20 protein-coding genes, 1 tRNA gene and 1 pseudogene are annotated in these 26,520 nt (G+C 62.0%); 9 read left to right on the forward strand and 13 right to left on the reverse strand.

What is annotated here, in order from left to right; translation table 11 throughout:
- The first annotated feature begins 220 nt into the window (after positions 1-220).
- Complete coding sequence (locus NKH50_RS18100) at positions 221-595, forward strand: hypothetical protein (RefSeq protein ID WP_352701522.1); 375 nt, start codon at positions 221-223, stop codon at positions 593-595.
- Between the two features lie 357 nt (positions 596-952).
- Here the strand turns inward: NKH50_RS18100 and NKH50_RS18105 are convergent, their stop codons facing one another.
- Positions 953-1,333, reverse strand: a complete 381-nt coding sequence (locus NKH50_RS18105) for a hypothetical protein (protein WP_352701523.1) — start codon at positions 1,331-1,333, stop codon at positions 953-955.
- Positions 1,334-1,754: 421 nt separating this feature from the next.
- Here NKH50_RS18105 and NKH50_RS18110 point away from each other — a divergent pair, with 421 nt between their 5' ends.
- The 4 genes from NKH50_RS18110 to NKH50_RS18125 all read left to right on the forward strand — a co-directional run bounded on the left by NKH50_RS18110 (position 1,755) and on the right by NKH50_RS18125 (position 7,561).
- Positions 1,755-2,942, forward strand: coding sequence for a magnesium transporter (locus NKH50_RS18110; protein WP_352701524.1), 1,188 nt, complete (start codon positions 1,755-1,757; stop codon positions 2,940-2,942).
- A 384-nt stretch (positions 2,943-3,326) separates the two neighbouring features.
- Positions 3,327-4,697 (forward strand): tetratricopeptide repeat protein, encoded by a 1,371-nt coding sequence (locus NKH50_RS18115; protein ID WP_352880241.1) that lies wholly within the window; start codon positions 3,327-3,329, stop codon positions 4,695-4,697.
- A gap of 11 nt (positions 4,698-4,708) precedes the next feature.
- Positions 4,709-5,521, forward strand: coding sequence for a FecR family protein (locus NKH50_RS18120; protein WP_352880243.1), 813 nt, complete (start codon positions 4,709-4,711; stop codon positions 5,519-5,521).
- Between the two features lie 90 nt (positions 5,522-5,611).
- Positions 5,612-7,561, forward strand: a complete 1,950-nt coding sequence (locus NKH50_RS18125; protein ID WP_352880245.1) for a CHASE2 domain-containing protein — start codon at positions 5,612-5,614, stop codon at positions 7,559-7,561.
- A 91-nt stretch (positions 7,562-7,652) separates the two neighbouring features.
- Here the strand turns inward: NKH50_RS18125 and NKH50_RS18130 are convergent, their stop codons facing one another.
- From NKH50_RS18130 to NKH50_RS18140, 3 genes are read right to left on the reverse strand one after another with little or no spacing between them, the layout of a single operon-like run.
- A complete protein-coding gene (locus NKH50_RS18130; RefSeq protein WP_352880247.1) occupies positions 7,653-8,444 on the reverse strand; it encodes a sugar isomerase domain-containing protein in 792 nt (263 codons plus the stop codon).
- Positions 8,445-8,480: 36 nt separating this feature from the next.
- Positions 8,481-9,251, reverse strand: a complete 771-nt coding sequence (locus tag NKH50_RS18135; RefSeq protein WP_254820103.1) for a GntR family transcriptional regulator — start codon at positions 9,249-9,251, stop codon at positions 8,481-8,483.
- Positions 9,248-10,123 carry an ROK family protein gene (locus tag NKH50_RS18140; protein WP_352880249.1) on the reverse strand — a complete coding sequence of 292 codons (876 nt, stop codon included), beginning with the start codon at positions 10,121-10,123 and terminating at the stop codon, positions 9,248-9,250. Before NKH50_RS18140 ends, NKH50_RS18135 begins: the two co-directional genes overlap by 4 nt.
- Positions 10,124-10,568: 445 nt before the next feature.
- On the opposite strand from NKH50_RS18140, the gene NKH50_RS18145 reads away from it, so the two are divergent.
- From NKH50_RS18145 to NKH50_RS18155, 3 genes are read left to right on the forward strand one after another with little or no spacing between them, the layout of a single operon-like run.
- Positions 10,569-11,861, forward strand: a complete 1,293-nt coding sequence (locus tag NKH50_RS18145; protein ID WP_352880251.1) for an ABC transporter substrate-binding protein — start codon at positions 10,569-10,571, stop codon at positions 11,859-11,861.
- A gap of 43 nt (positions 11,862-11,904) precedes the next feature.
- Positions 11,905-12,795, forward strand: a complete 891-nt coding sequence (locus NKH50_RS18150) for a carbohydrate ABC transporter permease (protein WP_352701530.1) — start codon at positions 11,905-11,907, stop codon at positions 12,793-12,795.
- Positions 12,792-13,664, forward strand: coding sequence for a carbohydrate ABC transporter permease (locus tag NKH50_RS18155; RefSeq protein WP_352701531.1), 873 nt, complete (start codon positions 12,792-12,794; stop codon positions 13,662-13,664). Before NKH50_RS18150 ends, NKH50_RS18155 begins: the two co-directional genes overlap by 4 nt.
- Before the next feature lie 607 nt (positions 13,665-14,271).
- Here NKH50_RS18155 and NKH50_RS18160 read toward each other — a convergent pair.
- The 9 genes and pseudogenes from NKH50_RS18160 to fdnG form a co-directional block, all read right to left on the reverse strand.
- Complete coding sequence (locus NKH50_RS18160; protein ID WP_352880254.1) at positions 14,272-14,502, reverse strand: hypothetical protein; 231 nt, start codon at positions 14,500-14,502, stop codon at positions 14,272-14,274.
- 239 nt (positions 14,503-14,741) lie between these two features.
- Positions 14,742-14,837, reverse strand: a tRNA-Sec gene (locus tag NKH50_RS18165).
- 123 nt (positions 14,838-14,960) lie between these two features.
- Positions 14,961-16,796: pseudogene (gene selB / locus NKH50_RS18170) on the reverse strand (selenocysteine-specific translation elongation factor); the annotation flags it as partial.
- The gene (locus tag NKH50_RS18175; protein ID WP_352880256.1) at positions 16,793-17,584 is read right to left on the reverse strand and encodes a tetratricopeptide repeat protein; all 792 of its coding nucleotides are present in this window, start codon (positions 17,582-17,584) and stop codon (positions 16,793-16,795) included. The gene NKH50_RS18175 and the pseudogene selB, both read right to left, overlap by 4 nt.
- Entirely contained in the window at positions 17,571-18,992 is a 1,422-nt protein-coding gene (selA, locus tag NKH50_RS18180) for an L-seryl-tRNA(Sec) selenium transferase (protein ID WP_352701534.1), read from the reverse strand. Before selA ends, NKH50_RS18175 begins: the two co-directional genes overlap by 14 nt.
- 7 nt (positions 18,993-18,999) lie before the next feature.
- Complete coding sequence (gene fdhE / locus NKH50_RS18185) at positions 19,000-19,920, reverse strand: formate dehydrogenase accessory protein FdhE (protein ID WP_352880258.1); 921 nt, start codon at positions 19,918-19,920, stop codon at positions 19,000-19,002.
- A 111-nt stretch (positions 19,921-20,031) separates the two neighbouring features.
- Positions 20,032-20,730: a formate dehydrogenase subunit gamma gene (locus NKH50_RS18190; RefSeq protein ID WP_352507612.1), complete on the reverse strand. Its 699-nt coding sequence runs from the start codon at positions 20,728-20,730 to the stop codon at positions 20,032-20,034.
- Complete coding sequence (fdxH, locus tag NKH50_RS18195; protein WP_352880261.1) at positions 20,717-21,667, reverse strand: formate dehydrogenase subunit beta; 951 nt, start codon at positions 21,665-21,667, stop codon at positions 20,717-20,719. Before fdxH ends, NKH50_RS18190 begins: the two co-directional genes overlap by 14 nt.
- A 12-nt stretch (positions 21,668-21,679) precedes the next feature.
- Positions 21,680-24,766: a formate dehydrogenase-N subunit alpha gene (gene fdnG, locus NKH50_RS18200; RefSeq protein WP_352880262.1), complete on the reverse strand. Its 3,087-nt coding sequence runs from the start codon at positions 24,764-24,766 to the stop codon at positions 21,680-21,682.
- Positions 24,767-25,239: 473 nt separating this feature from the next.
- Between fdnG and selD the strand changes: the two genes are divergently transcribed.
- Positions 25,240-26,316, forward strand: a complete 1,077-nt coding sequence (selD, locus tag NKH50_RS18205; protein WP_352880264.1) for a selenide, water dikinase SelD — start codon at positions 25,240-25,242, stop codon at positions 26,314-26,316.
- The last annotated feature ends 204 nt before the right edge of the window (positions 26,317-26,520 follow it).

The following is a 26,520-nucleotide window of genomic DNA, read 5'->3' on the forward strand; positions in this document are numbered from 1 at the left end:
CACGGCATCAACACCTCCCGGCAAAAACCGAAAAGTGTTACCTATGTGTCCGGTACAAATCGTCACCTATGTCTCGGGCCGCTCAGGGGTCCGATCCGCAGACATCGAGCAAAATGGCGTTTGCGCCCGCTGGCGTCGGTTGGCGAGCTTTTGAGGCTCAGGCTAAGCTATGATAAGGGGTGATTAGTAGGGCGAGTTGACTGCAAGAAGAGGGGAACGTTTGAGCCGCATTTTGGTAACGGTCATCGCAGCAATCTGCTTCACAATATCGACTGCTTCAGCCGGGCAGGGAGAGCAGCAAAACATCAATTACTTGGCACGTATGTCAGGTAGCAAATTGCATCGGGCTGCAGCAATTTCAGGTAACATCTATGGCGTATTGAAAAGGTGCCCGGCGCTGAGACCAAGCGAAAGTGGAAAAGCCATGATGGCTGTCTCCATCCTTTTGTACGACGGGCTAGATAAACACTTGGTGCCTAATCCGGCTAAATTCGAGAGGGCTATCCGCGTGTTTGAAGGCGCTTGCCGTAAGGCTGCTCTGAGTAAGGTTGCTTGCCAGGCCGCGAAGGCCAAGGACCCAGATAGTTACCGGTAAATGTCTGCCTTGGGGCCAAGAAAGGGCCAGGAGCGCCTAACCTACGCTTGGATTTACCGTGTGCAGGCGCGCAGGAAATACGGTGAATTACGTGAATTAGGTGACAGTGCACTCTTACCAAGACCCAGTTCCTCGTCGAGCATTGCCGTGTCACCGACGTCCTGACTTTCGATGCCTCCTGGCTGAAGGCTTCGCCGACAGATCGGCAAAGCCCGTCAAACCACAAATGAGGTAGGCGGCGAAGAACTAATGCGCTGTCACCGTAATTTCCCCGTGCCGTCGGGAGACGCAGAATCAAGCGTGCAGATAAGCAACCAAGGCCGAGTTCGATGAGGCTGGAGTTATATGGTAAAGCCGTCAGCGGTCGGTCCACCAACCGCTGGCGCGGGCGGCATCGAAGCACACTTTCCTAGGCTGGGGGCTTTTGAGCGCGGCTTTCAGAGCGGCAACGCCACGATTGTACTCTTTCGTTTTGTCATACTTCCCATCCTCAACAAGAAAGTCGCCAAAACGTCTGTCGTTATAGATCGATTGAGAGCAAAACAAATAAGCCGCCATCTGATATCCATGATCGAAGGCAACCGAGTTGGCGCGGGCGGCGGTTGGAACGAACGAGTTTGCGCAAATCACCATTGCCGCGACCGGCATCATGCGTACGCAAGACAATTTCATTGTTGTTGCCCTCTCCCAAGACGCAACGAACCTGCCGAAGTTTTTGCCTTGGTGCAAGACCGTCATGAAATCGTCCTCGAAGGAACTCGTGCTCCACATCCTTCTGTGCAAGCAGTCGCAGATCTCAACCGGCCGTGGCGTCAATAGCTGGTGAACCTGGCAAGATGCGCCGGATGAGGCAATCAGGTTCGAACGCCCGCGATCCTGCCTCTGCAGAATTTCCGGGTTTAAGTCTTATTGCTGCGGCGTGATCGCAAAGCCCGGAAGACCGGTGAAGTTCGCAACACGTCAAATTCTCGGCGACACTCTGACGTTACAGCCCGCCTGTATGCACCCCGCAATGGCTCAGATCTGTCTCGGTTCGGTCCACTCGGCGCCCAAAGAGGCGAAGTTTCCGGATCGAGGCGCATGGGCCACTGCGCCAGGACAGAGCGATCCGATCCGTGTCATACCGTCAGAGGCAAGACACTCGCAATTGGGGGAACAGATGAAGGAAGAGAACGACGTTGAGAGGCTGGTACGCACGCTGCGTGCTCGAGCACCTGATGACGCGGCGGTATTGCTGGCCCGAGAGTCTCCCGAGTTCATCCGGGACACACTAAAGTTGTTGCCAGACCGGCACGCCCGCAAGGTGGCGGAGCATTTGCCGCCGCATATGCGGCCCGTCAAGCCTCATGGCGATGGCAAGGACGTCGCGGTCCCCGAGTCGCTCATCGAACTGACGGACCCGATTCCCGCCAGCGTTCCCGTCGGCACGACAGTAGCCGCCGCAGTGCAGGCCGTCAGACGCACCCCGGTGCCGACCGAGCTCACTTATCTCTACATCACCGACCAGGGCGATAAACTGGTTGGCCTCGTGGTCCTGCGCGATCTGATGCTGAGCGAAGCGGACGCCACGGTGGATCAGATCATGCTGCCGAAGCCGTTCGCCCTCCCCGCCGATCTCTCTTTGAGCGACGCATGCAAGGCGGCGGTACGCCGTCACTACCCTGTCTATCCCGTGGTGGACGCGGAGAACCGGCTGCTCGGGCAGGTCCGCGGCTGGCGGCTGTTCGAGCAGCAAATCATCGAGATTTCCGCCCAGTCGGGCCAGATGGTGGGTGTCCAGAAGGAGGAGCGTTCTTTTACGCCCCTGTTTTCAGCCTTCTTGAAGCGGCATCCGTGGCTGCAGCTCAACCTACTGACGGCCTTCATGGCCGCTTTCGTGGTCAGCTCGTTCACAGGCACGATCGAGAAGATCGTCGCCCTGGCGGCATTCCTCCCGGTCTTGGCCGGGCAGAGCGGAAACACCGGCTGCCAGGCACTGGCTATGACGCTGCGTGGCCTTGCCCTTGGCGATGTGGACAAACGATCGAAGCTGCACCTGGTGATGAGGGAGGGCGCGCTCGGGATCGCCAACGGTGTGCTCGTCGGTCTTGTGGCGGCTGCGGCGATGTGGTTCTACGCCTCGCGGCAACCGGAGTCGGCGGCCCAGGCGCCCATGCTGGCACTCGTGATCCTGCTCGCCATGTCCGGATCGTGCCTCATGTCCGGAATCTCCGGCGTGCTGATCCCGCTGGGCCTGCGCCGGGTCGGCGCCGATCCGGCGGTCGCTTCGGCGATCTTTCTCACCACCGTGACCGACATTGTAGGCATGGGCCTGATGCTGGGGCTGGCCACTATGCTCGTGCTGTAGCAAGGCGCGTCCGGTGACGCGTCCCTGGTAGATGGGGTTCCTAGGCTGACCTCGTCGGCGGTCAACGAAATTTCGAAGGCCAGGCGTAATCGCGCAGGCCGTTGCGAGAAGCATCGCCCTGCGGCTTTCCGACCGCTTGCGTAACGCCACGGAAGACCTTTTGGATGAGCTATACGTGTCAGGCGGCGGCCAGATACGCGCAGAATCGTGCAAACAATATTAATCTTGTCGACTGTGCGATCCATCATTGATGATAATTTGAGTTAGTTGCCACCGGTGCCGAATACTTCAATCCTTTACAGCAACGCTTAGAGTATATTTGGTCAGCCGTCGCAGCAGGGGCACGAATGAACCCGATAGTTTGTTGCGCGGCTGCAACAGCTGTTGAAAACTCGGACGATTTCGTCAAAGTTCAGTCGCCTTTTTTCTTGTGGTCGTGCTAAGTCCTTCGCACTGGTCGGGTTTGGGGTGGTTCTCGGCATGCAATCTTCGTTTCGAACAATCGTCGGCTGCGCCGCGGCGCTGCTTTGTGGCGGCGCATTGCCGGCCGGCGCGCAGGGTCTTTTTTCGGCCTATGACGATGCTTTTTCAGCCCGCATCGGCAGTCCGTCGGACAACGGAACGCTCGCCCAATTCGTCACGGTTGCCGTCAACGCGGGACAATATGATCAGGCGATCTCCTCGATCGAGCAGTATCTGATCAAATATCCCCGCGACGCGCGCGCCCGGCTGGCGGCCAGCCGTTTGTACTATCATGTCGGCTCCTATGAATTGGCCCGGCGGCAGGTGCAGTACGGCATCGAGGTCGGGGGGCTGTCCGCGGCTGAGCAGCAGGAAGCTGTTCGCCTGCTCGCCCGCATCGAGCGCGCGTTGCGTGGCGTCACCTGGGAACTCGCCCTGACTGGCGGCGTGTTCAGCGCATTTACCGATTTTGAGCCCGGCGGGGCGCAGGACGACGACAGCTTCGTCTCGCCCTATGGGCGGGCGGAAGGCTTTGTCCGGTGGGACCTCGGCACGCCAAGCGCCGACGCCCTCGTTCTTTCAGGGTCGCTGACGGCGACACAGCGCTTTTTCACGGAAGACTTGTCGGTTCCGGGTAGCAAGGAGACTTTCGTCCACGGCAACGCCGCTATCACCTGGGACAAGGGGCTGCCCAATAGTGGGATCGATTCGCTGCGCCTGTTACTTTCGGCGTTTACCGTTACAGATCGTTTCGACAGCGACATCCAAGAAACCGGCATCGGCCTCAGTGGACGCTTTCTTGTGCGCCCGACCGTCGAGACGACGCTTTTTGCAGGCGGCGGCTACATCGATCTAAGCGCCTCGCAAGGCATTTTCGCCGATAGCAGGGTTTTCTATGAGGCAGGCGGCAGCTACCGCTTCCGCAATGGCCAGGCGCTCGGACTGCGCTTTGTCGGGTCGAATGACTTCGCCTCCGGATCTGGCGAAATCGGACACAGCTACACGGGCGAGATCCGCTATGGCGGCCTGTTGATGACCGTACCGGATCTCTTCGCATGGTCACACCAGGTCGCGTTCTCGGCCGGCCACAGCAACACTCCCGATCTGTCCGTTGGCATCGGCACAAATATCAAGAGCGACTTCTGGCGCATTGCCTCGGAAAGCGATTTTCAGCTGACGGAGGCGCAGAAGATCAGCGTCGATCTCGCCTATCGCGAAACCAACTTCGACATCGCCAACCGCGACCGAAAATCGTTCGAAATGCTCATGAGCTACACGTTGACGCTCAATTGAAAGAGGCCGCGATGAGGACCCCGTACCGTCAGATCGCCATTTTTGTCGCCTGCCTTGCCTTCGCGGCACCATCCGCCGCTGAAACGATCGGGTCGATGACGGCCTACCAGACCAACATCGTCCGCAACAACGGCGGGACGATGAATGTCGGTGCCGGCGTCGAACTAGGGGATCAGCTGCGCAGCGATCCCACTGGTCTTGGAATGCTGGTGTTCCGGGACGAATCGAGCGCCAAGATTGGTCCGAACACCAGCCTGACGATCGATGAATTCGTCTACAATCCGGGCTCCGGATCGGGAAAAATCGACATCGGGATGAGCAGCGGCCTGGCCCGTTTTTATGGCGGCCAGGTTTCGAAAGGCGGCGTCATGCAGGTTGCGACGCCGCATATGGTGCTCGGGGCAAGAGGCGGCATCATCGAAGTGCTGGTGGCAGCCGGCCAGACCGTCGGCATACTGCGCGCCGGCCGCATGACCTGCACGATCAATGGCAAACGGCTGGTCATCACAAACCCGGGCTACGCCTGCACATCGGACGATGGCAAGCTGCTGACCGGCTACGGCGGCATCGACACCTTCCCGATATTGGACAGCATCGACCGGATAGCCGGCACCGGCCTGCCAGGCGCGCCGGGTCCTGGATTGGATGTAAGCGCGATCTGTGCATCGGCACTCGGCGGCTCGCTCAAAGCCTGCGACTCCACCGACGGCGCATTGCCGGGAGTGGTCATGGAGTTCCCCGACAGCCTAACGCCACCCGTGGGCGGCGGGGTGGAGGATGATGGCGAGTGTGAGGGTGAAGGTTGCTGCTACTACTGCAATTAGGCCTGGCCGCACGACATGAGCCTCTTGGTCGGTTGGCGCTGGGCTGATTGGCGGCAAGCTGGAAGGCGCAAAATATCCGGTCTTGCGGTCGTGCTCCTGCTGCTCGCTTGCCATTTGGCTTTCGACGGGCCGCTGTCGCGCCTGCGTGAGCGTACCTACGACTTCTACCAGTTTCTCGCCCCGCGCCAGGCGACCAGCAATCCTGTCGTGATCGTCTCGATAGACGACGCCAGCCTCAAGGCACATGGGCGATGGCCCTGGAACCGTGGCCTCTTGGCCGATCTGGTCGATGGCATCACCGCATCCGGCGCCTCGGTGATCGGGCTTGCGCTGGTGCTGCCCGAGGCCGACACCTCGCCTGAGGGCATCGCCGGAGACAAGCGCCTGGCAGCGGCGCTGGCCAAAAACCAAACGGCGCTTGCCGTCAGCCTGGGCAACGAGGCGACAGTTTCAGAAGCAGAGCCGAAGGCCGGCTGGTCGATCGTCGGGCAAGTACCCGACACACTTCCCGGCTTCACCGGCCTGACCGGTTCGCTTGTCCAATTCTCGAACGCCGCCGCGGGCCTCGGCGTCATTCGCACCTTGCCCGATCCCGACGGCGTACTGCGCCATGTGCCGCTGCTGTGGCTTCGCAATACCGCTCAAGGCGTGCAGCTGTGGCCGTCCTTTGCGCTCGAGCTCCTGCGCCTTTATGCCGGGCAGGACGGCTACATAGCCCGCCTGAATGCCGCCGGGTTTGATGCACTCAGGATGGCCGGCGCCATCGTGCCGCTCGAGCCGGAGGGGAGCATCCGCCTCTGGGAAACCAGCACCGATACGCCGCGTATATCTGCCAGCACTATCCTTTCGGGCGACAGTGATCAGCGGCTGCGGGATGCCATTGTCATTGTCGATCTGTCGGCCGTGGGACTGACGCAGTACCTGCCCACCCCGACACGTCCAGCGCGACCAGGCGCGGACATCCACGCCGATGCAATCGGCCAGTTGCTTGCCGGGCGCTACCTGGCAGAGCCGATGCACGCGCGCACGGTGGAGCGGCTCTGGTTTGTCCTCACTGCCCTCATGTTCATCGGGCTTTCCGGAGTGCTCGCCGAGCGTGTCGTGCTTGGTGCCCTGGCTCTCGCGCTGCTGGCCGTCACGCCCTTCGTGTTCGGCGCTCTCGAATACAGCATGCAGGGTACACTCTATGACCCGCTGCAGCCGGCGCTTGCGACGATCCTGGTAGCCGGCTTCGAAGGCTATGTCCTCTACAGGCGCAGCGAGCAGCGCCGGTCCACCCTGGCACGGCAGTTCTCCCAGTATCTTTCGCCTTCCGTGGTGCAGCGCCTCGCAAGCTCGGACACCGAAGCCATCCTGTCCGGCGAGAAGCGCGAGATCACAATCCTGCTCAGCGACATACGCGGCTTCACGACGATGAGCGAACAACTCGATACCCAGGAAATTGCAAAGGTGGTCAACCACTTCCTCGGCATTGCGACCGATGAGATCCTCAAGCGCGACGGCACCATCGACAAGTTCATGGGAGATGCGGTGCTCGCCTTCTGGAATGCGCCGCTTGATCAACCGGACCATCGCGAGCGCGCGCTCGACGCGGGGCTAGCCCTGATAGAACGGGTAAAGCGTGAAGACGCCGCTTTCACCGCCGGCGGCCACCCCTCTATCGCAATCGGGGTCGCCATCGAGACCGGCATCTGCTCGGTTGGCAATTTCGGCTCCGAACGGCGCTTCGACTACACCGCGATCGGCTCGCCGGTGAACCGCACCGCACGGCTCGAATCGACGACCAAGAAGCTGCGCATCCCCCTGGTGCTTGGCCCCGGCTTTGCGAAGGGAGCATCGATGCCAGTTGTCCAGGCGGGCGCCTTTGAGCTCCAGGGTTTCAAGGGCGAGGTCCCGGTTTTCACCGTTCCGGAGATGCGCAAAGGCATGAGCCGCGAACAAGCGATTCAGAATGGCGAGCAATCTGGCGGCCCAGCCCTGGTGGACGGTTCACCGCTGTCCCCAAAAACAGCTCCTCCTGATCCTGCACCGGGAAACTGATCGGCTCCAGCGGATCGCGGGGTGCCGCCCGCTCATGACCTGACTACCCGCTTCGGGAGGCCTCGCAAATTTGCGTGGCCTCCCCGGTTCGTCATTCGCCGCGCATGGTTGCCTGGAAGGCCGATAGGTGCTTCTTCTGCGCCTCGAGCATTCTCTCGCGATAGACGCCATAAATGACGTCGGTGTCGTGCAGTGTGACGCCGGCAATCGTCGGCGAGGCAAAAACCGGCAGCTCGATGCCGCGCTTCGAAAGCGCCTCGGCGGTGCGGGCGATCAACTCATGCGCCAGGATCATGGCAAGCACGGTCGACGAACCAGAGACCGGCCGGCTCCAGCCCTCGACCGGCACGATGGCATCCTCGATCGGCGAGCAGGTGTCGATGACAAGGTCGGCGGCATCGGCAAGCCGCTTGCCGGAAGAGTGCGTCGCCGGCTTGTCGAGATTGTTCTTGCTGGTCACCGCAACGACAAAGATGCCGCGTTTTTTCGCGTAAAGCGCGGTGTCGATGCCGGACGAATTGCGGCCGCTGTGGCCGAAGATGATGATCGAATCGCCTTTGTTGAGCGGCTGGTGATCTAGGAATTTCTCGGCGTATTTCTCGGTCCGCTCCAGCCACAGAAGTTCGCGCACGCCGCCGGCGCCGAGCACACTATGCCACATGACACGTGGGTCGGTCAGCGGATTGAAGCCGACATAGCTGCCGTAGCGCGGAAACACTTCCTGAACTGGCAACACCGAGTGGCCCGACCCGTAGAGATGAACCAAGCCACCGCTCTCGAGCGTGTCGGCAAAGCGGCTGGCCGCCTCACCAAAGGCTTCGGCATTGGCTTTCGAGGCCTGTTCGATGAGGGCGGCAAGGCGAGGTATGTAAAGATCGGACACGTCGGTACTCCTGTTATGGGTCGGCTTGGGTATGGCTCAGCTTCTTGCGGTTGGCGCGGCGCGACCGGCACGCAGCGTCGAGCGGATTTCGTAGCGGTCGCCACGCATGACCGAGACGGTGAATTCGAATGGGCCGCGCTCGTCGGTGGTGATGCGCTCGACCACGAAAGCGGGACTCCCCGCGGGCAGATCGAGCAACTCGGCATCCGCCGCCCCGACCGCACCGACACGGTAGTTTTCGCGTGCCGCGACCGGCACGATGCCGTAATGGCGCTCCAGCGCTTCGTAGAGCGAGCCCTGCAGCAGGCCGGCATCGAGAAAGCCGGGCACGCGCGCGGCCGAGAGCTGCGCCGTCTGGATACCGATCGGCTCGTTGTTGCCGAGCCTGAGCCGGCGGACGCGCACAACCGGGTCGCCTTCCTCGATCTCCAGCGCTCCGGCCGCGGCGGCATTGGCGGTGGTCAGGCTGCAGTCGAGCAAGCGCGAGCCCGCGACCACGCCCATATTGCCCATTTCCTGGGTGAAGCTCGTCAGTTCGCGGGTGCCGGCGACCAGCGTGGTGGAGCGCACGAAGGTGCCACGGCCATGTTCGCGCCTGAGCAGCCCGTGCTCCTCCAGATTGCGCAGCGCGTGACGGAGCGTGATGCGGCTCACTCCGAACAGGGCGCACAGTCTGTCTTCGGCCGGAATCTGGTCGCCGGTTGCCCATTCGCCGCTCTTGACGATGGCGCGAATGGCCTCTTCCACCTGATACCAGAGCGGCTCGGGCCTTTTGCGGTCGGGTTGCTGAAAGCTCGGCTCGCTCATCTTATCTGCCTCCACTGTGCACCGGCGAGACCGGCCAGAGAGGCGCCGACGAGACCGGCGCGGGAACCGAATTCGCCGGACCGCAGAACGACGCCGCGCAGATGCGGCGGCAGCTGACGCCGCAATGCCGCGAGCAGCGGCGGTCCGACCACGTCCAGCGCATCGGCAAGGCCCCCGGAAATCAGGACTGCCTGGGGATCGAGCAGCGCGACCGCACCCGCAAGGGCGGTGCCCAGCCGGCGCGCCGGCAACTCCAATGCGTCAAGGGCGGCCGTCTTGCCGGCCCGGGCGGCCTCGACCAGCCTGCCGCCATTAGCCAGCCCGATCTGGCGCGCCGCGGCGTCGAACGCCCGCCCGGAAGCGAAGCGCTCCAGCCAGCCGCTGCGGTCCTCGCCTTCATCCTCGATGTCGGCGCAGGCCCAGCCGAATGAGCAGGCGCCGCCACGTGCGCCGGCGACGATGCGATTATTGGCCAGAACGGCGGAGCCGATGCCGGTGCCGATCGCCAGCAGGATGGCATCGGACAACCCTTTTGCTGCACCTTCGACCGCTTCGGCCAGCATGGCGATGTGTGCGTCATTGCCAACGGACAAGCGCAGACGAGGAAACAACGCCGCGACATCAATACCGTCGAGATAGGGCAGGTTTGGAATCCAGCGGCAGACCGAGCCCTCAACAAGTCCCGGCACTGCAAGTCCGAGTGCCTCGACGGGGCCTGCCTCCGCGAGCAACGCACCGATACGGGCGACAAAGGCATCAAGGCTTGCCGGCGCAGGCTCGCGGCTGAGCATCTCCAGCCAGCGAACATCGCCGGTATGGATTGCGGCGCGCAAATTGGTGCCGCCAAGATCGATGGCCAGAACGTGTGTCATCGAGAGCGGCTCCGATTGGCAGCCGCCCGGTCCTCGGCGCGCCAGTTCCTCACGGTGTCGTCGGCTCTGGTCGGCAGTGCGATACAGACCCCGGTGCACGCGGCGGCGAAGCCGCCGATCAGGCTGGGCGCAGCGCGTCGATGAACCATGATCAGTCTCTCATTCGACATCGGCTTCCTTTGCGGCGGGGTAAGTGTCATTATAACGACATGACTTTGTTCGCAAGAGCTTTTGCGGCACGTTTGGGCATTTCCGGCAGTGATAAACAACCCTAGCTATCGCATATAATTATCTGTTTTCAATGACATATCTCTCTCTCACAGGCCAGATAAGAAATCGCCCACGGCGCCGGCCAGGAACTCTCCGCGAAGATAGCCCTTGCATCGTTGCTTCAAGTTGTCATAACGTCGTTCATATCGCTGTGCGCCTACGCGGAGGATCCCGGATGTGTTTGGCTTGGATTTCGAAACTGGCATTGGCTGCAGGGCTACTAGCCTCGCCCACCGCTGGATGGGCGCAATCGGTCAGCATCTCCTATCTGACCCACTGGTCGCCCGAAACGGTCGCTTTGCTGGACGCCGCGGCCAAGGACTACGCCAAGAGCAATCCGGATGTGACCGTCACCATCCGCGCCGTCCCCTTCGGCGACCTCCTGACGACACTGCGTTCCCAGGGCGGCAGTTCCGATGGGCCGACGATCGGCGGCATCTACGATTTGTGGCTGCCCGAACTGGCGCGAGACAAGCTGGTCGCGCCGGCCCCCGATACGGTTGCCGGCGAGGTCAAGAGTGCGTGGCCGGCCGGTGTCGTCAGTGCGGCCTCTGTCGGCGGCACGCTCTACGGCATTCCAAACGAGATCGACGTCTATGCGTTGAACTACAACAAGGAGCTGTTTAAGCAGGCCGGCATTACGGCCGCACCGAAGACCTGGTCCGAATTGAAGGATGCCGCCCAGAAGCTGACCCGGAAAGACGCCGGCCAGCAAGGTTTCGGCATGATCAACTCCTGGGCGGCTGGCGTCGTCCACCCGTTCGCCTCGCTGCTGGTCTCCAATGGCGGCGAGCTGGTCAAGGACGGCAAACCGATGCTCAACAGTCCTCAAGCCGGCGAGACTTTCCAGCTCTACGAGGATCTGATCAAGTCGGGCGCCAGCGATCCGGCGATGGCCACCGCCGACGCCAACACCACCGGCCCCTTCCTAGACAATTTCGTCTCCGGCAAGACCGGCATGATCATCATGGCCAACTGGTGGGAAAGCGCATTGAAGAGCGGCATGGGCGACAAGTTCTCCAATATCGCCACCGCACCCATCCCGGTCGGCCCGAGCGGCGACAAACCGCACTCGATCTCTTATTCGTGGATGACCGTCGTCAACGCCAATGCCGGTCAGGCCGAGCAAAAAGCGGCATGGGATTTCCTGGCATGGCTGAACAGTCCGAAGTCCGGCAAGAACGGCGCCTCGGCAATGTCGGATATTCTGATGTCGATGGGCATCCTGCCGACGCGGACCTCCGACATCGAAGCCCACAAGGACAAGCTCGGTTCCGAGTTCCTGTCCGGCTATGTCAGCGTGCTTGCCGACGCCAAGCCCTTCCCTGTCGTCCCGGGAGGGCAGGAGTTCAGCGAATCGCTCCAGCAGACGCTCGAGGCGTTGCAGTATGGGCAGCTCTCGGCCAAGGATGCGCAGGCGAACGCGCAGGCCGATGCCGTCTCGATCCTGGAGCGTGCCGCCAAATAGCGAAGGCGCCGTTTCGTGAGCCCGACGCTTTGGAAGCAGAGCGATGATCAAGACCTATCGTGCCTCGGCGGGCATCATGCTGGCGCCCGCCGTGACATTGATCGGCGTTTTCATCCTGCTGCCGATGCTGCTCACCATCTGGCTGTCATTCCAGGACTGGTCGACGCAAACACCTTTTTCCAGTGCGAGCTTCATCGGCTTCGACAATTTTCGCGCAATATTCGGACCGACCTCGGTCGGGCGGGATTTCAAGCGAGCACTGCTCAACACGGCGATCTACACGGCATTGTCGATGATGCTCATCCTGCCCCTTTCGGTAGTGTTCGGCTTGTTGGTCCACCAGAGCGATGTCGCAGGCGGCGCGGCGCTGCGGACCGTGTTGTTTTCCACCTACATGGTGCCGATGATCGCCGTGACGCTGGTCTGGTCGAAGCTTTATTCGCCGAGCGAAGGGCCCCTCAACCAGATACTCGGCCTGGCCGGTATCGGCCCGCAACCGTGGCTGTCCTCGCCAAGATCGGCGTTGATCTCGATCGTCGTGCTCAATGTTTGGCAGCAGATCGGCTATTTTACGGTGCTGGCGGTTGCCGGGCTGACCCAGATCCCGGGCAGTCTTTATGAGGCGGCGACTCTGGACGGCGCCAACCGGCGCGAACAGTTCCGCTTCATCACCTTGCCACTACTGCGGCGCACGCTTCTGTTCAGCGCCGTCATCGCCATCATCAACGCCGTGCAGGTATTCGAGCCGGTCGCGCTGATCACCCAAGGCGGGCCGGTCGGCTCGACCAACGTGCTGACCTATCACATCCGCCGTGTCGGCATCGAGCGCGCGCAAGGCGGATTGGGCTCGGCCATGGCGGTGATGCTGATGTTGGCGCTGATCGTCGTTGTGTGCGCGCTGTTTGCATTTGCCAACCGGAAGGATGACCAATGAGCGCGCGGGGCCGCTCAGGATCGAGCCTGTGGGCGCGCAAACGCCTGGCGGGCCGCAGAGCCCTGCTCGCCACGCTGATGCTGCTGGTTGCCGTGGCCTCCGCCTTCCCGCTCTTGTGGATGGTACTCTCCAGCCTGAAGACGCCGGCCGAAACCATGCAGGTGCCGCCGGTGTGGATACCGCGCACGCCGAGCCTCGAAGCCTATGAGAAAGTCTCCGGCGTCATCAATGTCGGCCGCTCGATGTGGAATTCGCTGGTGATCGCCTCGATCACCACCGCAGGCATTCTGGTCACCAGCATGATGGCTGGCTACGCCTTCGCCAAGCACCACTTTCCCGGTCGCTCGCTGCTGTTTTCCGTGCTGATCGCCACCATGTTTCTGCCGCCGATCGTCACGCTGATCCCGTTGTACCGGCTCGTCGGATCGATCGGCCTGAATGCCAGCCTTGCCGGCATCATCGTGCCCAATCTCGCCAATGCCTTCGGCATCTTTCTGATGCGCCAGTTCATCGCCGGCGTGCCGGACGATTTGATCGACGCGGCACGGATGGATGGGGCGTCGGAACTTGTGATCCTGTTCAAGATCGTCGCGCCGAGCGTGGCGCCCGCGATCGCAGCATTGGCGCTGTTTGCCTTCGTCTATCATTGGAACAGCTATCTCTGGCCGCTGACGGTTCTACAGGGTAATGCACACGACTATCCGATCGTCATCAGCCTCAGCCGCCTGCTCAGCTACAACAGAGGCGCCCTCAATACTGGACTGGTGATGGCCGGCGCCACACTTGCTGTGCTGCCTCCATTGGTGCTGTTCGTTTTCCTGCAGCGCTTCTTCGTGGATTCGATCGTCGGTTCGGCGATCAAGGGATAGCGTCGGCGGCACTGCCGGCATCCGCCCGGCTGTCATTGGGACGCGCTGGTGCGCATAACGGAGCTACGCTGATAGCCGCGTTCTGAAGCTATCTGTTTATCGGCGAATCCGACGCGAATTCCCCCGCTGCCTACCTTTATCCAGCGCAGCCCCCTCAAGGGGTTCTGTGATGATATTGGTTATGCTTCTATATATGTAACTGTGCTCATCACCCAAGGAGCGGGATATTGCCACTTGCTACAACCACTTCGTTAGGTGGCGTCGGGCTGGTGTCTGGGGCCGTATCATAGACGCGCTTGCCGCTGGGCGGTCCGGCGGCGGCGGTATCGCTCGCCCTGGCTTCGGGTAGAGGCTTCGATCTGACCATGCAGTACGCCGCTCTCATGCTGATATAGCTGGAAGCGGCCGATGTCCTTCGCCACCGGCATGGCCGTTTGGCCACGCGACCGCACTACGCCGCGTCTGTCATGGGAGTGAACGCCTTCCGGCATCCGCGCCCAAAGCAGTTGCTTACGGCGGTGGCCGAGGCGCCAGTTACCGTATCTTGTCGGTAAAGCGACGTTGCGCTCTCTGCTTCCACATCCGGGTATGCCGAAAAGTCCGTCGGTCAAAAGTCGACCAGCGGCGTGTCAACGATCTGGTGCTCGAACAGCGCCCAGAACGGCGATCCCTGGGATTCGGAGTACCAATGCTCAAAAATCGCAAGGGCCTCGCCGATATTGGTGGCGGGTTCGACGTCGGGCAACTTCGCGGCCTGGAACAACGCAAGCGCAACCGGGCCAAAATGCGTGATCGCTTCCGTGCGCGCCTCGCTGTCCGCATTCCAGCCGAGCCGCAAGCGAAGACGGCCAAAGCGCTGGCCACAGCGATCTCCTCACTTTCGGCCGAGGCCACGGCGTCGGAGATATCCTGCATGAGGTTGAGCCGCCTGAAGGCGAAAGCGCGCTCCTGTTCCAGAACCGCGATCTGATTGGCCGCTTGTCGCCTGAAGCTTGCCTCGGTTGTCCTGGCGGTCTCAGCCGTCGTTTTCAGGTCATTCAGAAAGGAAGCCGTCGGGTTCATCTTGGCTCACTAGGATGGCGGAAGAGAGTGGGAGTCGAACCCACCAGAGACCGACTCGCGGCCCCTCCCGGATTTGAAGTCCGGACGCCCCACCGGGGACGATGCTCCTCCAGAAATTTGCGCCATCGGCGGCTCACCCTCGCCTGTCAGGCGGAACAGGTCCAGCCTGCGCCTGTTCAGACGGCGCAAGTCTCCCCGCCGCAGCGTCACGCCGTGCCGATCGAGAAATTCGAGGATATGGATGGCGACCTTGCGTCCGCTGCCCACGCGATCGCGAAATTGAGCAGCGGTGAACTGCCCTGTGGGCATCGACGCAGCGAGGTCGCGCGCGATCTCGACGATTTGCGCCAATGCCTCGCGCTGGAAGAAGTCGTCATGAGCGACCTCGTGGACCTTCCCCATGCGGCCGGCAAGCTTCAGAAGCCGGCGGATTTCGGTGTCCGGCGAGCCCAGCACCTCGGCAATATCCCACACCCTCGGCGGATGGAATCGTTCGGGTCCGCCAATGAGAGGCTGGATCTGTAGCCAGAGATTTTCATCCTTTGCCGTCAAGTGCGCCTCATGACCGGGTAGTCGCACCCAGGCGCCGTCCAAGGCAACTTCTCCAGCGTGCGAAAGGCTCCGCAGAACTGCTATGAAAGAGGAGGCCGGCAGACGTGGATCAAGCCCAATACGCAGTCTCTCCATTCCTACGCCGGGCAAATCCGGATTGTCGGCATGGAAGGTCCCCAGGGTCGCGGCCAAGTCGCGCTTAAATCGCAACCAGCGCTCCGGCGACAGCACGAGAAGCATTTCTCCGACCTTAAAACGGATAAGCCCGAGTTCATCGATCAGGCCTTCCATCTCGCAGTCACTAAGCGCCCTGTCGCGCGCAAAAGCCTTCAGGTCGAAATAGTGGGGGGGCGCATCAAGGAGTGCGGCGGCGGCCAGTTCGGGCGCCAATAGCGCATGGGCATCGAGTTGGATCAGCCGTTCCGGCGCGCGGCGTTTGCGGCTGGGCGCCCGCAGATCGAGAAAATGTCCGCCGCCGATGGTTCGCTGCGCGGAGGTGTCGCGCACCACGTAAACGTCGCCGGCAGCAGCCGCGATCGGACTGTCCAGCACCAATTGAACATTGGCCGTGCCGCCAGGCCCGATCGGTTCGTCTCCGAGGAGTACGATGCGTGCCCCGACCTCCGTCGCGGCATGGTGGAGCCGCACCGGAAACCATTGGCCGATCGGCTTGCGTTCCCCCGGCAGAACGCGAAGGCTTGCATCGATCCGGTCCGACGGCGCGTGAAGCTCCGGATCGACAATCACGTCGCCGCGCCGGATCGCCTCCTTGAAAACCCTTTCGCCGGTCAGATTGAGCGCGCAGCGGTCTCCTACCCGACCGCGTTCGGCCGGCCGGTTCTGGGCGTGGATCGATCGAGCCCGCGCAAGCAATCCTGACGGGCTTACGACCACGTTGTCGCCAACACCGAGAGAACCCGAAAGCACGGTGCCCGTCACGACGGTGCCCACGCCGCGCAGCGTGAACGAGCGGTCCACCGCTAATCGAAAACGGCCCGAAACTGCACGCCGGGCAAGATGCGACGCCTCCTCGAACAAGAGATACCTGAGTTCATCGATACCTTCGCCTGTAACGACCGAGACGGGAATCAGGTGGGCCTCGGCAAGCATCGTCCCGGCAAGCACCGAGCGGATATCGTTCGTCACCGCAGTACGGCGCTCGGGACCGGCCAGATCGCATTTCGTGAGCAGGACGGCGCCGCGCTTGACACCGAGCAGATCGACGATGGCGAGATGCTCCCGGGTTTGCGGCATCACGCCGTCGTCGGCGGCCACCACCAGCAACACGAAGTCGATGCCGCTGGCGCCGGCCAGCATCGTGTGTACGAAGCGCTCGTGCCCGGGAACATCGACGAAACCGATGCTGTCCCCACCCGGCACCGGCAAATAGGCGAAGCCGAGATCGATCGTCATGCCGCGTGTCTTTTCCTCCTGCAAACGATCGGTGTCTATACCGGTCAGCGCATGCACCAGCGCAGTTTTGCCATGGTCGACATGTCCCGCCGTGCCAACGATCATGATGATGCGGCCTCCGGCCACGGCGCGGCGGCGCGACGCTCGGCCTCGGCGGCATCGCCCGCGCTCAATTCGGCCCGCACCGCAGCCAGATAGCGGCCGGCAAGGGCGCTGCCGCCTGCCTGGGCACGCAGGAGCCAAACCAGCGCCTCGACCGCGTCAGCCGGCACGCCCGAGCCAAGATGGCAGGCGGCACCGAGCATTGCCTGCCCTTCGGCGTCTCCTCGCATGGCAGCACGGCGCCACCAGCGGACAGCCTCGTGGGGATCGCGCGGCACGCCGAGCGCATTGTGATAAAGCATGCCGATCCGGGTCATCGCGGATGCGATGCCTTGATCGGCCGCGGCAAGCGCCCAGCGTCGCGCCTCGCCGACATCGGGAAGCATCACTTCGCCCTCCAGCAGCATCCAGCTCAGCATATCCTGCGCCGGTCCGTCGCCAGTTTCCGCTGCGGCCCGATAGAGCTCGGCCGCCCGGCGAAGGTCCTGCTCGACGCCTTCGCCGCGGAAATAAAGCGACGCCAAATTCCTTTGCCCGACAGGATCCCCTGCCTCGGCGGCGAGCGCCAGCCAGCGAAAGGCCATTTCCGCATCACGCTTGACGCCGAGCCCTTCGGCGAAGCAGGCGCCGATATCGTTCTGAGCGCGGGCAACGCCCCGGTGAGCGAGCGGCTCCCATATGGAGAGAGCCACGGCATGGTCGCCTCCCCGCGCGGCTTCGAGGGCCTCGGTCATGCGTGCGGCCACAGGCGTCTCGGCTGGGCGGCGCGCAAGGCGATCAAGCCAGCGCATCGGTTCCTCCCGGATTTAAGCCGGCAAGATTGGCGATGAAGTTCGCCTCGTCTTCCAGACAGCGCAAATCGAGCACGAGCGCCTGGTTTTCGATGCGCCCGATCACGGGGACGCCCAGCCCACGCAGCGCAGCCGCAAGCGCTTCGAGCGCCCGGCCGCTCCCTGAGCGCGACTTGAGTGCAAGCCCGGCGCTTGGCACAGTTTCGAGCGGGAGCGCGCCGGATCCGACTTGGCTCCGGCACTCCACCGTGTCGACCGCAAAGGCTTCGCCCACGGCGTCAGCAACCAGGGGAGCAAGGCGCTTTGCCTGCGCTGCAATCTCCCTCACCGAGCGCGAGAGCAGCCTTAGCGTCGGCAGGCGCTCGGCCAGGCGGTCTGGGTCGCGGTAGAGCTTCAACGTCGCTTCGAGCGCGGCCAAACGAAGCTTGTCGACCCTGAGCGCCCGCTTCATCGGGTTGCGGCGGATCGCTGCGAGCAGGTCCCTGCAGCCGACGATGAAACCCGCCTGCGGACCGCCGAGCAGCTTGTCGCCGGAGAATGTGACGAGATCGGCGCCGTCGGCGACCGCCTCGCGCACGGTCGGCTCGCGCCCAAGGCCGTAGCGGGCTAGATCGACCAGCGTGCCCGAACCGAGATCATGGACCAGCGGCATCCCATGCGCCTTGGCGATTGCAGCGAGCTCGGGGGCCCGGATCTCTGCCGTGAATCCTTCGACCCGGTAGTTCGATGTGTGCACCTTGAGGATGAGCCCGGTCTCCGGGCCGATCGCCGTGACATAGTCTTTGCGATGGGTGCGGTTGGTGGTGCCGACCTCGACAAGCCTGGCGCCGGCGCGCGTCATGATCTCGGGCATTCGGAAAGAGCCGCCGATCTCGATCAACTCGCCCCGCGAAACGATCGCTTCGCGACCGAGCGCCAGCGTGTTGAGTACGAGAAGGACGGCGGCCGCGTTGTTGTTGACGACGGTTGCATCCTCGGCTCCGGTCAGCTCGCAAACGAGCGATCGAAGATGATCGTCCCGTTCGCCGCGCCCGCCGTTCTCGACATCGAATTCGAGAGCCACCGCTTCGCTCATTGCCAGCCGAACAGCATCGACCGCCTCCTTCGCAAGGAGGGCACGTCCCAGATTGGTATGCAGCACCGTTCCGGTCAGGTTGAAAACGGGGCGCAGGGAAGGTCGTTCGCCATCCCTGAGCTGCAAAAGTGCGTCGCCGGCAAGATCGTTTGCCTCCGGCACGATCGCTCCGGCATTGCGGGAGGCCATTCGCGCATCGGCGACGGCTCGGCGAATGGCCTCCGTCGCGGCCTGCCGTCCGAAGCGCTCGATTGCGGCCACCGCCAGCGGGGTCCTCAGCACTTGGTCGACCGACGGAAGATTGCGTAAAGGGTTTGCGGATGAAGCAGTCATCGTATTGTCAGTAGCCAACCAGGAACGGATTGAACGATCCGCGGCGATGGCCACCCTCGCGGACGAGCAGGTCGAGGCCGAGCGTCGCCACGTCGTCGGCGACCGGATCGAGAGCCGGATCCTTGTGCTGGGATAGGATCTTTACATAGCTGCCGCATGCATCGCAGGTCTCGGCTTTGACCGTGCCAGAGCCTCCCTCGATTTCCTGATAGCCTATCCCCTTGGTCGAGCCGCACAGCGTACATTTGATGCGGACGTGGTTCCACAATGTTCCACACAGCGCGCAGGCGCAGAACCGCGCCCCGTGTGCGCCGTGCCAACCGACGATGATCGAGGATACGGGCGGCCCACCGCAGGCCGGACAGGCGCCGTCGGCAACCGGAACCAGCTTCGAGCTGTCGAGACATGCCGCGAGGCGGGCGAAGTGAACCTGCAGCGCGGCCGCGACATAGACATGCTCGGCAAGCGCGTTCATTGGGATCGCATCGGTGAGCACATTGCGCACCATGGATTCGACCCCGAACGCATCGATATTCGCGAGCCTGTCCAAGGCGGCTGCGGCCGCCTCGGGTTTTTCGATCGTGGCTGCCACTTCGAACAGGCGGCCGAGCGTCATTGCAAGGGCGGCATCCGAAGTGAATTGGTTGCGATCGAGCGGCGGCATACTGAAGGTTCGTGCGCGCTCGCGCGCCTCCGCGGTCGGCAATTCGACATCCGGCAATCCGTCCTGGATGCGGTGCTGCGCATCCGCCAGTGCAGCGAGGAAGCGGAGATAGGGGCCGAGCTGGTGGTCATCCGCCAACACATTCAATCGCTCTGAGCGGCGAATGAACAAGGTCCGCGGATCAGGCAGGCGCGCAAAGGGTGGGGCCGAGACCTCGTCGATTACAGTCGGGTCAGGGCGTGACGGATCTTGTTGCTTTGGCATTTCAACCTCACGAACCTCACGGGCCACGTGGTCGGCTTGATACTGCTCCAGAGCAATTCCACGAAAAGTATAACGGCTTTCCGTCCGGAATTGCGTAAAAATAATGCCCGCTCATTCGGCGGGATTCGATCCCGAACGTCCGTCCGGTTTGCGTGCGATCAGTTCACGCAGCCATTTGCGATGATGCCGCCAAGCCCAGCCGCCGGTCACCCGTCCGCGCGTCATGGCTGGAATGGTGCCGCGTACCCAGATGGCCGAATAGAAATGGATAATCCACACGCCGATGATCGCCACGGCAGCGATCGAATGAACAAGCAGCGCCACCCGCTGCTGACTGATCGTGGTGTAAGCGGCGAAATATTGTTGCCAGATGACAATGCCGCTCGAAATCAGGATGATGATGAGGATCGACATTGACCAGAAGACGAGCTTCTGGCCGGCATTGTACTTGCCGACTTCGGGGACGTTGTCCTCGTGATTGGACAATACGTCACGGAAACGTGCGAGCCACGTTCCGTCCTCGGGCCTCCACAAATTGGCCTTCCAGAACCGAAGGAAAAGCCCAAGGAAGCTGAAGAAGAGCAAGACGCCGATCCACGGGTGAATGAAGCGCGTGAACTGGCCGCCGCCAAACAGTCCCGACAGGAAGAACAGGCTCGGGTGAAACATGGCAAGGCCGGACAAGGCGAGCAGGATCAGGCTGGCCGCCGTGATCCAATGGTTGATCCGCGCGCCAACCGTGTAGCGGTCCACGATCACTGGCTTGCCGGGATGTACCTGCTCGTTCGGCTTCACGTCATACGCGGCCATCGTAGTCGCCTTCCGTCAGCTCTTCGGCATGCTCCTCATCCGTCTCGGAGACCCTGTTCGGTCCCATGACCAGATGGTGAAGCAGGCCGACGCCGGCCGCCACGCCGAGAATGGTGAGGCCGGCATATTTGGTCACGCCCTTCCACGCCTCCACGAGCGGGCTGATCTTCGGCTCCTTCGGCAGACCAGAATAGAGTTCCGGCTGGTCGGCATGGTGCAGCACATACATCACATGCGTCCCTCCGACGCCGGGCGGATCGTAGAGGCCGGCATTCGAGTAGCCGCGCGATTTCAGGTCCTTGATGCGGCCGTCGGCGTGCTGTTTCATCTCGTCCTTCGTGCCGAACACGATCGCCTGGGTCGGGCAGGCCTTGGCGCAGGCTGGTCCCTGGCCGACAGCCACGCGGTCGGAGCAGAGCGTGCATTTGTAGGCCGTGTGATCGACTTTGGAGATGCGCGGAATGTTGAACGGGCAACCCTTGATGCAATAGCCGCAGCCGATGCAGTTCTCATGGACGAAATCGACGATGCCGTTCGAATACTGCACTATGGCGCCCGGCGCCGGACAAGCCTTGAGGCAGCCCGGGTCAGCGCAGTGCATACAGCCATCCTTGCGGATCAGCCATTCGAGTTCGTTCGTCTCGGGATTGTCCCATTCGCTGTAGCGCATCAGCGTGAACATGTCCGGCGTGAGATCGGCAGGATTCTCATAGACGCCGGCATTGGAGCCGATCTCCGGATGCGTGTCGTTCCACTCGATGCAGGCCGTCTGACACGCCTTGCAGCCGATGCATTTCGAAACATCGATGAGCTTGGCGACCTCCGTCAAGTGCTGCTCGGGTGCGGGAACCCTCGAGGCAGAGCGGCGGATGAGGTCCTTGTCGGAAAAACGCGGTGCGGTATCCGTCGTCGAAGGATTTGGAAGTGGAGGAAACATCGCTTACGCCTCCTACGCTACCGGCCCGGCGATGGGCTCGATGTTGACAAGGAACGCCTTGTATTCCGGCGTCTCGATGTTGGCGTCGCCGACAAAGGGGGTGAGCATGTTCGGGCCAAAGCCTTTCTTCGCCGCTCCCGTGAAGCCCCAGTGCAGCGGTATCCCGACGATGTGGACGGTCTTGCCATCGCAGGTCAGCGGCCTGATCCGCTTGGTCACCATGGCCTTCGCCACAACGGAACCGCGCTTCGACCAGACGCGCACCCAGCCGCCTTTGGTGATGCCCTTCTCGGCTGCAAGCTGCTCCGAGATTTCCACGAAAAACTCCGGCTGCATCACCGCATTGGTGATGACGTGCTTGGTCCAGAAGTGGAAATGCTCGGTCAGTCGGTAGGAGGTCGCCGCGTAGGGGAACTCCTGCGAAGCCGATTCGGCGAACTGGGCCATATCGCCTTCGAACACCCGCGCTGCGGGGTTGCCGCGGACTTTGGGAGCTATCGGGTTCGCGATGGGCGACTCGAATGGCTCGTAATGCGCCGGGAATGGTCCGTCGCGCATCATGCCCCGGGTAAAGAGGCGCGAGACGCCTTCCGGATTCATGATGAACGGGCCTACTTGATCGGGCTTTGCCGTTGGCAAGATGTCGGGAACATCGTAGCCCGACCATTTCGTGCCGTCCCATTCGATCACCTTGCGGCTTGGATCCCAAGGCTTTCCGGCGAGGTCAGCCGACGCCCTGTTGTAGAGAATGCGGCGGTTGGCGGGCCATGAGAACGCCCATTTGGAATAGGCGCCGGTTTCGTCAGGATCGGTGGTGTCCCGCCTGGCCATGTTGTTGCCGTTTTCGTTGAAGCAGCCGGAATAGATCCAGCAGCCGCAGGAGGTGGAGCCGTCGTCGCGCAGCGCGGCGAAGCCCGGCAAGAGCTTTCCGGCCTCGGCCAGCACCTTTGTCGGGTCGGCCGTATCGGTTACCCTGGCGAGCGCCCTGCCATTGATCTCCTGAGCGAGCTCCTCGGCCTTCGGATCGCCGGGATCGGCATAAGGCCAGTTTAGCTTGACGATCGGATCGGCGAAGGCACCACCTTCCTTGGTGTAGAGCTCCTTCAGGCGCAAATAGAGCTGCGCCATGATCCAGGTATCGCGTTTGGCCTCGCCGGGGGGCGTGCCGCCGGCCCAATGCCACTGCAGCCAGCGCCCCGAATTGACCAGCGACCCGTCATCCTCGGCGAAGCAGGTGGAGGGAAGCTGGTAGACTTCCGTCTGAATCTGCGACGGATCGACATCGTTGTACGGCCCGTGGTTCTCCCAGAACCGGCCCGTCTCCGTGTCCAACGGATCCATGATGACGAGGTATTTGAGCTTCGAAAGGGACTCGATCACCTTCTTCTTGTTCGGAGCTGCCTGTAGTGGGTTGAAGCCCTGGCAGAAATAGCCGTTCATCTTGCCCTGGTGCATAAGCTCGAAAGCCCGCAGCAGATCGTAGCCCGGCAGGTCGAGCTTCGGCAGGAAGTCATAGGCGAAATCGTTCTCCGGTGTTGCCGCGTTGCCCCACATCGACTTTTGGAAGCTTACGAAGAACTTCCTGTAGTTCTGCCAGTAGCTCATCTGGTTCGGCCGGAGCGGCTTGAAGCCCCGGGTCGACATGTAGGCTGCCAGATCGACCTCCTTCTCAGTCGGCAGCGTCAGATAGCCGGGCAGCAGGTTCGACATCAGCCCGAGGTCAGTCAGCCCCTGGATGTTGGAGTGACCGCGAAGCGCGTTCATGCCGCCGCCGCGTATACCGATGTTGCCGAGAACAAGCTGCAGCATCGCCATGGCACGGATGTTCTGCGAGCCCTTCGAGTGCTGGGTCCAGCCGAGCGCGTACATCGAGGTCATCGCCTTGGTCGGAGACGACGTCTCGGCGACCATCGCGGCCACCTTCATGAACCGGTCCTTCGGTGTGCCGCAGATGCGCTCGACCATCTCCGGCGTGTAGACCGCGACATGCTTCTTGAGCAGATTCCAGACGCAGCGGGGATTGGCCAATGTCGCGTCGACAACGGCAAAGCCGTCCGAGCCTATGTCATAGTCCCAACTGGACTTGTCATAGTCTCGCTTCGCCTCGTTATAGCCGGAGAAGAGGCCGTCCTGATAGGTGAAGCCCTCCTTGACAACATATGTCGCGTTGGTGAAGGCCTTCAGATAGTCCCATTGCACCTTGTCGTTCTGGATGCAGTAGTTGATCAGCCCGAGCAGGAAGGCGATGTCCGTTCCCTGGCGGATCGGCGCGTAAAGATCCGATACCGAAGCCGAGCGCGTGAATCGCGGGTCGATGACGATGAGCTTGGCGCCGCGGTTGGCCTTCGCCTCCGTGACCCATTTGAAGCCGCAAGGATGCGCTTCGGCGGCATTGCCGCCCATGATGACGACGAGATCCGTGTTCCTGATGTCGGTCCAGGAATTCGTCATTGCGCCGCGGCCGAATGTTGGGGCGAGACTCGCCACCGTCGGGCCGTGTCAGACACGTGCCTGGTTGTCGAACACCAGCATGCCCGCGCTGCGGACCACCTTGTAGGTCGCGAACGCGGTTTCATTGGTCGAAGCCGAGGCGGCGAGGAAGCCGGTGGTGATCCACCGGTTGACCGTCACGCCGTCATTGTTCGTGGCGACGAAATTCTTGTCGCGATCGTCCTTCATCAGGCGGGCGATGCGGCCGAGTGCGTCTTCCCAGCTTATCGGCTCGAACTTGTCCGAGCCCGGTTTGCGGATCATCGGATGTTGCAGACGGGTCGGCGACTTGACAAATCCGAGCAGGGCCGACCCTTTGGGGCACAAGGTGCCGCGATTGGTCGGATGATCAGTGTCACCCTCGATATGGGTGATCTCGGCTGGCTCGCCCTTTCTGAGATCACCCTTCGAATACAAGATTATGCCGCAAGCCACCGAGCAGTATGGACAGGTATTGCGTGTTTCGATGGTGTTCGCGAGCTTGAAGGACCGTATGGCCGCCGCGTGTGCGGCCTCGCTATCGCCGAAGCCGAGGGCTCCCAGCGTAGTACCGGCGAGACCCGCGCCTGCTGTTTGCAGGAACGCGCGTCGAGAAAGATCGATGTTCATGGTTTCCTCCCGAAGCCGATGCCCCACAAGGCAACTCGAACCAACGGTTCAATCCGGGTAACTAGTCTCGGACCAAATAAAATCAATGCCAAAGAACGAGGTGCGTACGGTGCAGCAAAAGTGCCCTCCGAACGGCCTTCCCGTAGCAGGTTTGTGCCCGCAAATCGGCACTGTGTATTATTGTCGAATTTCTTGTCTTGTTTTCGTGACCGCGACTGCGATTGACGAAAACGAACGTATTATAATAAAGTAAAGCGTGGCGATGAAACAGCTCCCGCGGGTCGGGGCGCCTTTCGATCTATACCCAATGACGGCGGTGCCTCGCACGCCGGGTACGGTCCTTGCCTTTCCTAACTCAACAAAATCCGCTGAGCGCAAGCGTGCTCCAAACGTGCCGTGCGTCGGGCGATCGTATTTTCCATTCCGGTTGACTTTGATCCCTACTTAAGCCTGCCAGCAGAGGAGGCTCGACCATGGCAATCGCCCTCTCGCCTGAAATCACGGAAGCGCCCGTTGTGCGCCTGACCAGCCTCGCCCATGGCGGCGGTTGCGGCTGCAAGCTGGCACCGTCAGTGCTGCAGCAGCTTCTCGCCGATCCGGCGGCTGCCAGTCCCTATCATCAGCTTCTCGTCGGCACGGAAACCGGCGACGATGCGGCAGTCTGGCAGCTCGACGGCGCGACTTGCGTCATTGCGACCACCGACTTCTTCATGCCGATGGTAGATAACCCCTACGATTTCGGCCGGATTGCCGCAACCAACGCCCTGTCCGATATCTATGCGATGGGTGGCCGGCCGATCATGGCGTTGGCTATACTCGGCATGCCTCTCGACAAGATCCCGACGCTCATGGTCCGCGAAATCCTGAAAGGTGGCGAAGCTGTCTGCGCCAACGCCGGAATCCCGGTTGCCGGCGGCCATTCAATCGACTCGCCGGAGCCGATTTACGGCCTTGCAGTCATCGGCACATGCCGACCCGAGGATATCCGACGCAATTCTGATACCAGGCCGGGCGACACCTTGATCCTGACGAAAGGGCTCGGTGTCGGCATCTATTCCGCCGCCATCAAGATGCAGGCGCTTTCCGAGAGCGGCTATCGCGAAATGATCGCCTCCACCACCCTTCTCAACCGGATCGGAGCGGAGCTGGCGCAGGACGCGAGCGTCCACGCGGTCACCGACGTGACCGGATTTGGCTTGCTCGGACATGCCCTCGAGATGGCACGCGGTTCCGGGTGCACGCTGATGATTTGCAGCCGCGACGTGCCGCTGTTTTCCGAAGCTGTCTCGCTCGCGGTCGACGGCCACGTTACCGGCGCATCCTGGCGCAACTGGGCGAGTTATGGCGACGCGGTAAGCTTACCTCCCGGCATGCCCGAGTGGCGACGCCACCTTCTCACGGACCCACAGACTTCGGGCGGGTTGCTGGTTGCTTGCGAGACCGACTGCGCAGCGGCGCTCGTCGAGAGGATCGTCGCGGACGGGTACCCTTCGGCTCGCATCATCGGCCATGCCAGGCCCGGCGCGCCGACAATAGTAGTAGAGGCCTGAACGAATCGGCGAAGCTCGTGGCGAACTATCTTATAAAGCATTGAAATAATGATAACGGTGGGCCCGGAGGACGTTTTGGCTTCGCGGCATTCACATGAATTCCAATGTTTTTCGATGTTTTGTCCTATCTACGGCGCCAGATTCCACCCGATCAAACGCCTCGCTCACCGTTAACGGAAAAGGGAGGGCCATGACGTGTTTCAG

This window comes from Mesorhizobium sp. M1027 (genome assembly GCF_040318745.1).
Classification (GTDB): Bacteria; Pseudomonadota; Alphaproteobacteria; order Rhizobiales; family Rhizobiaceae; genus Mesorhizobium.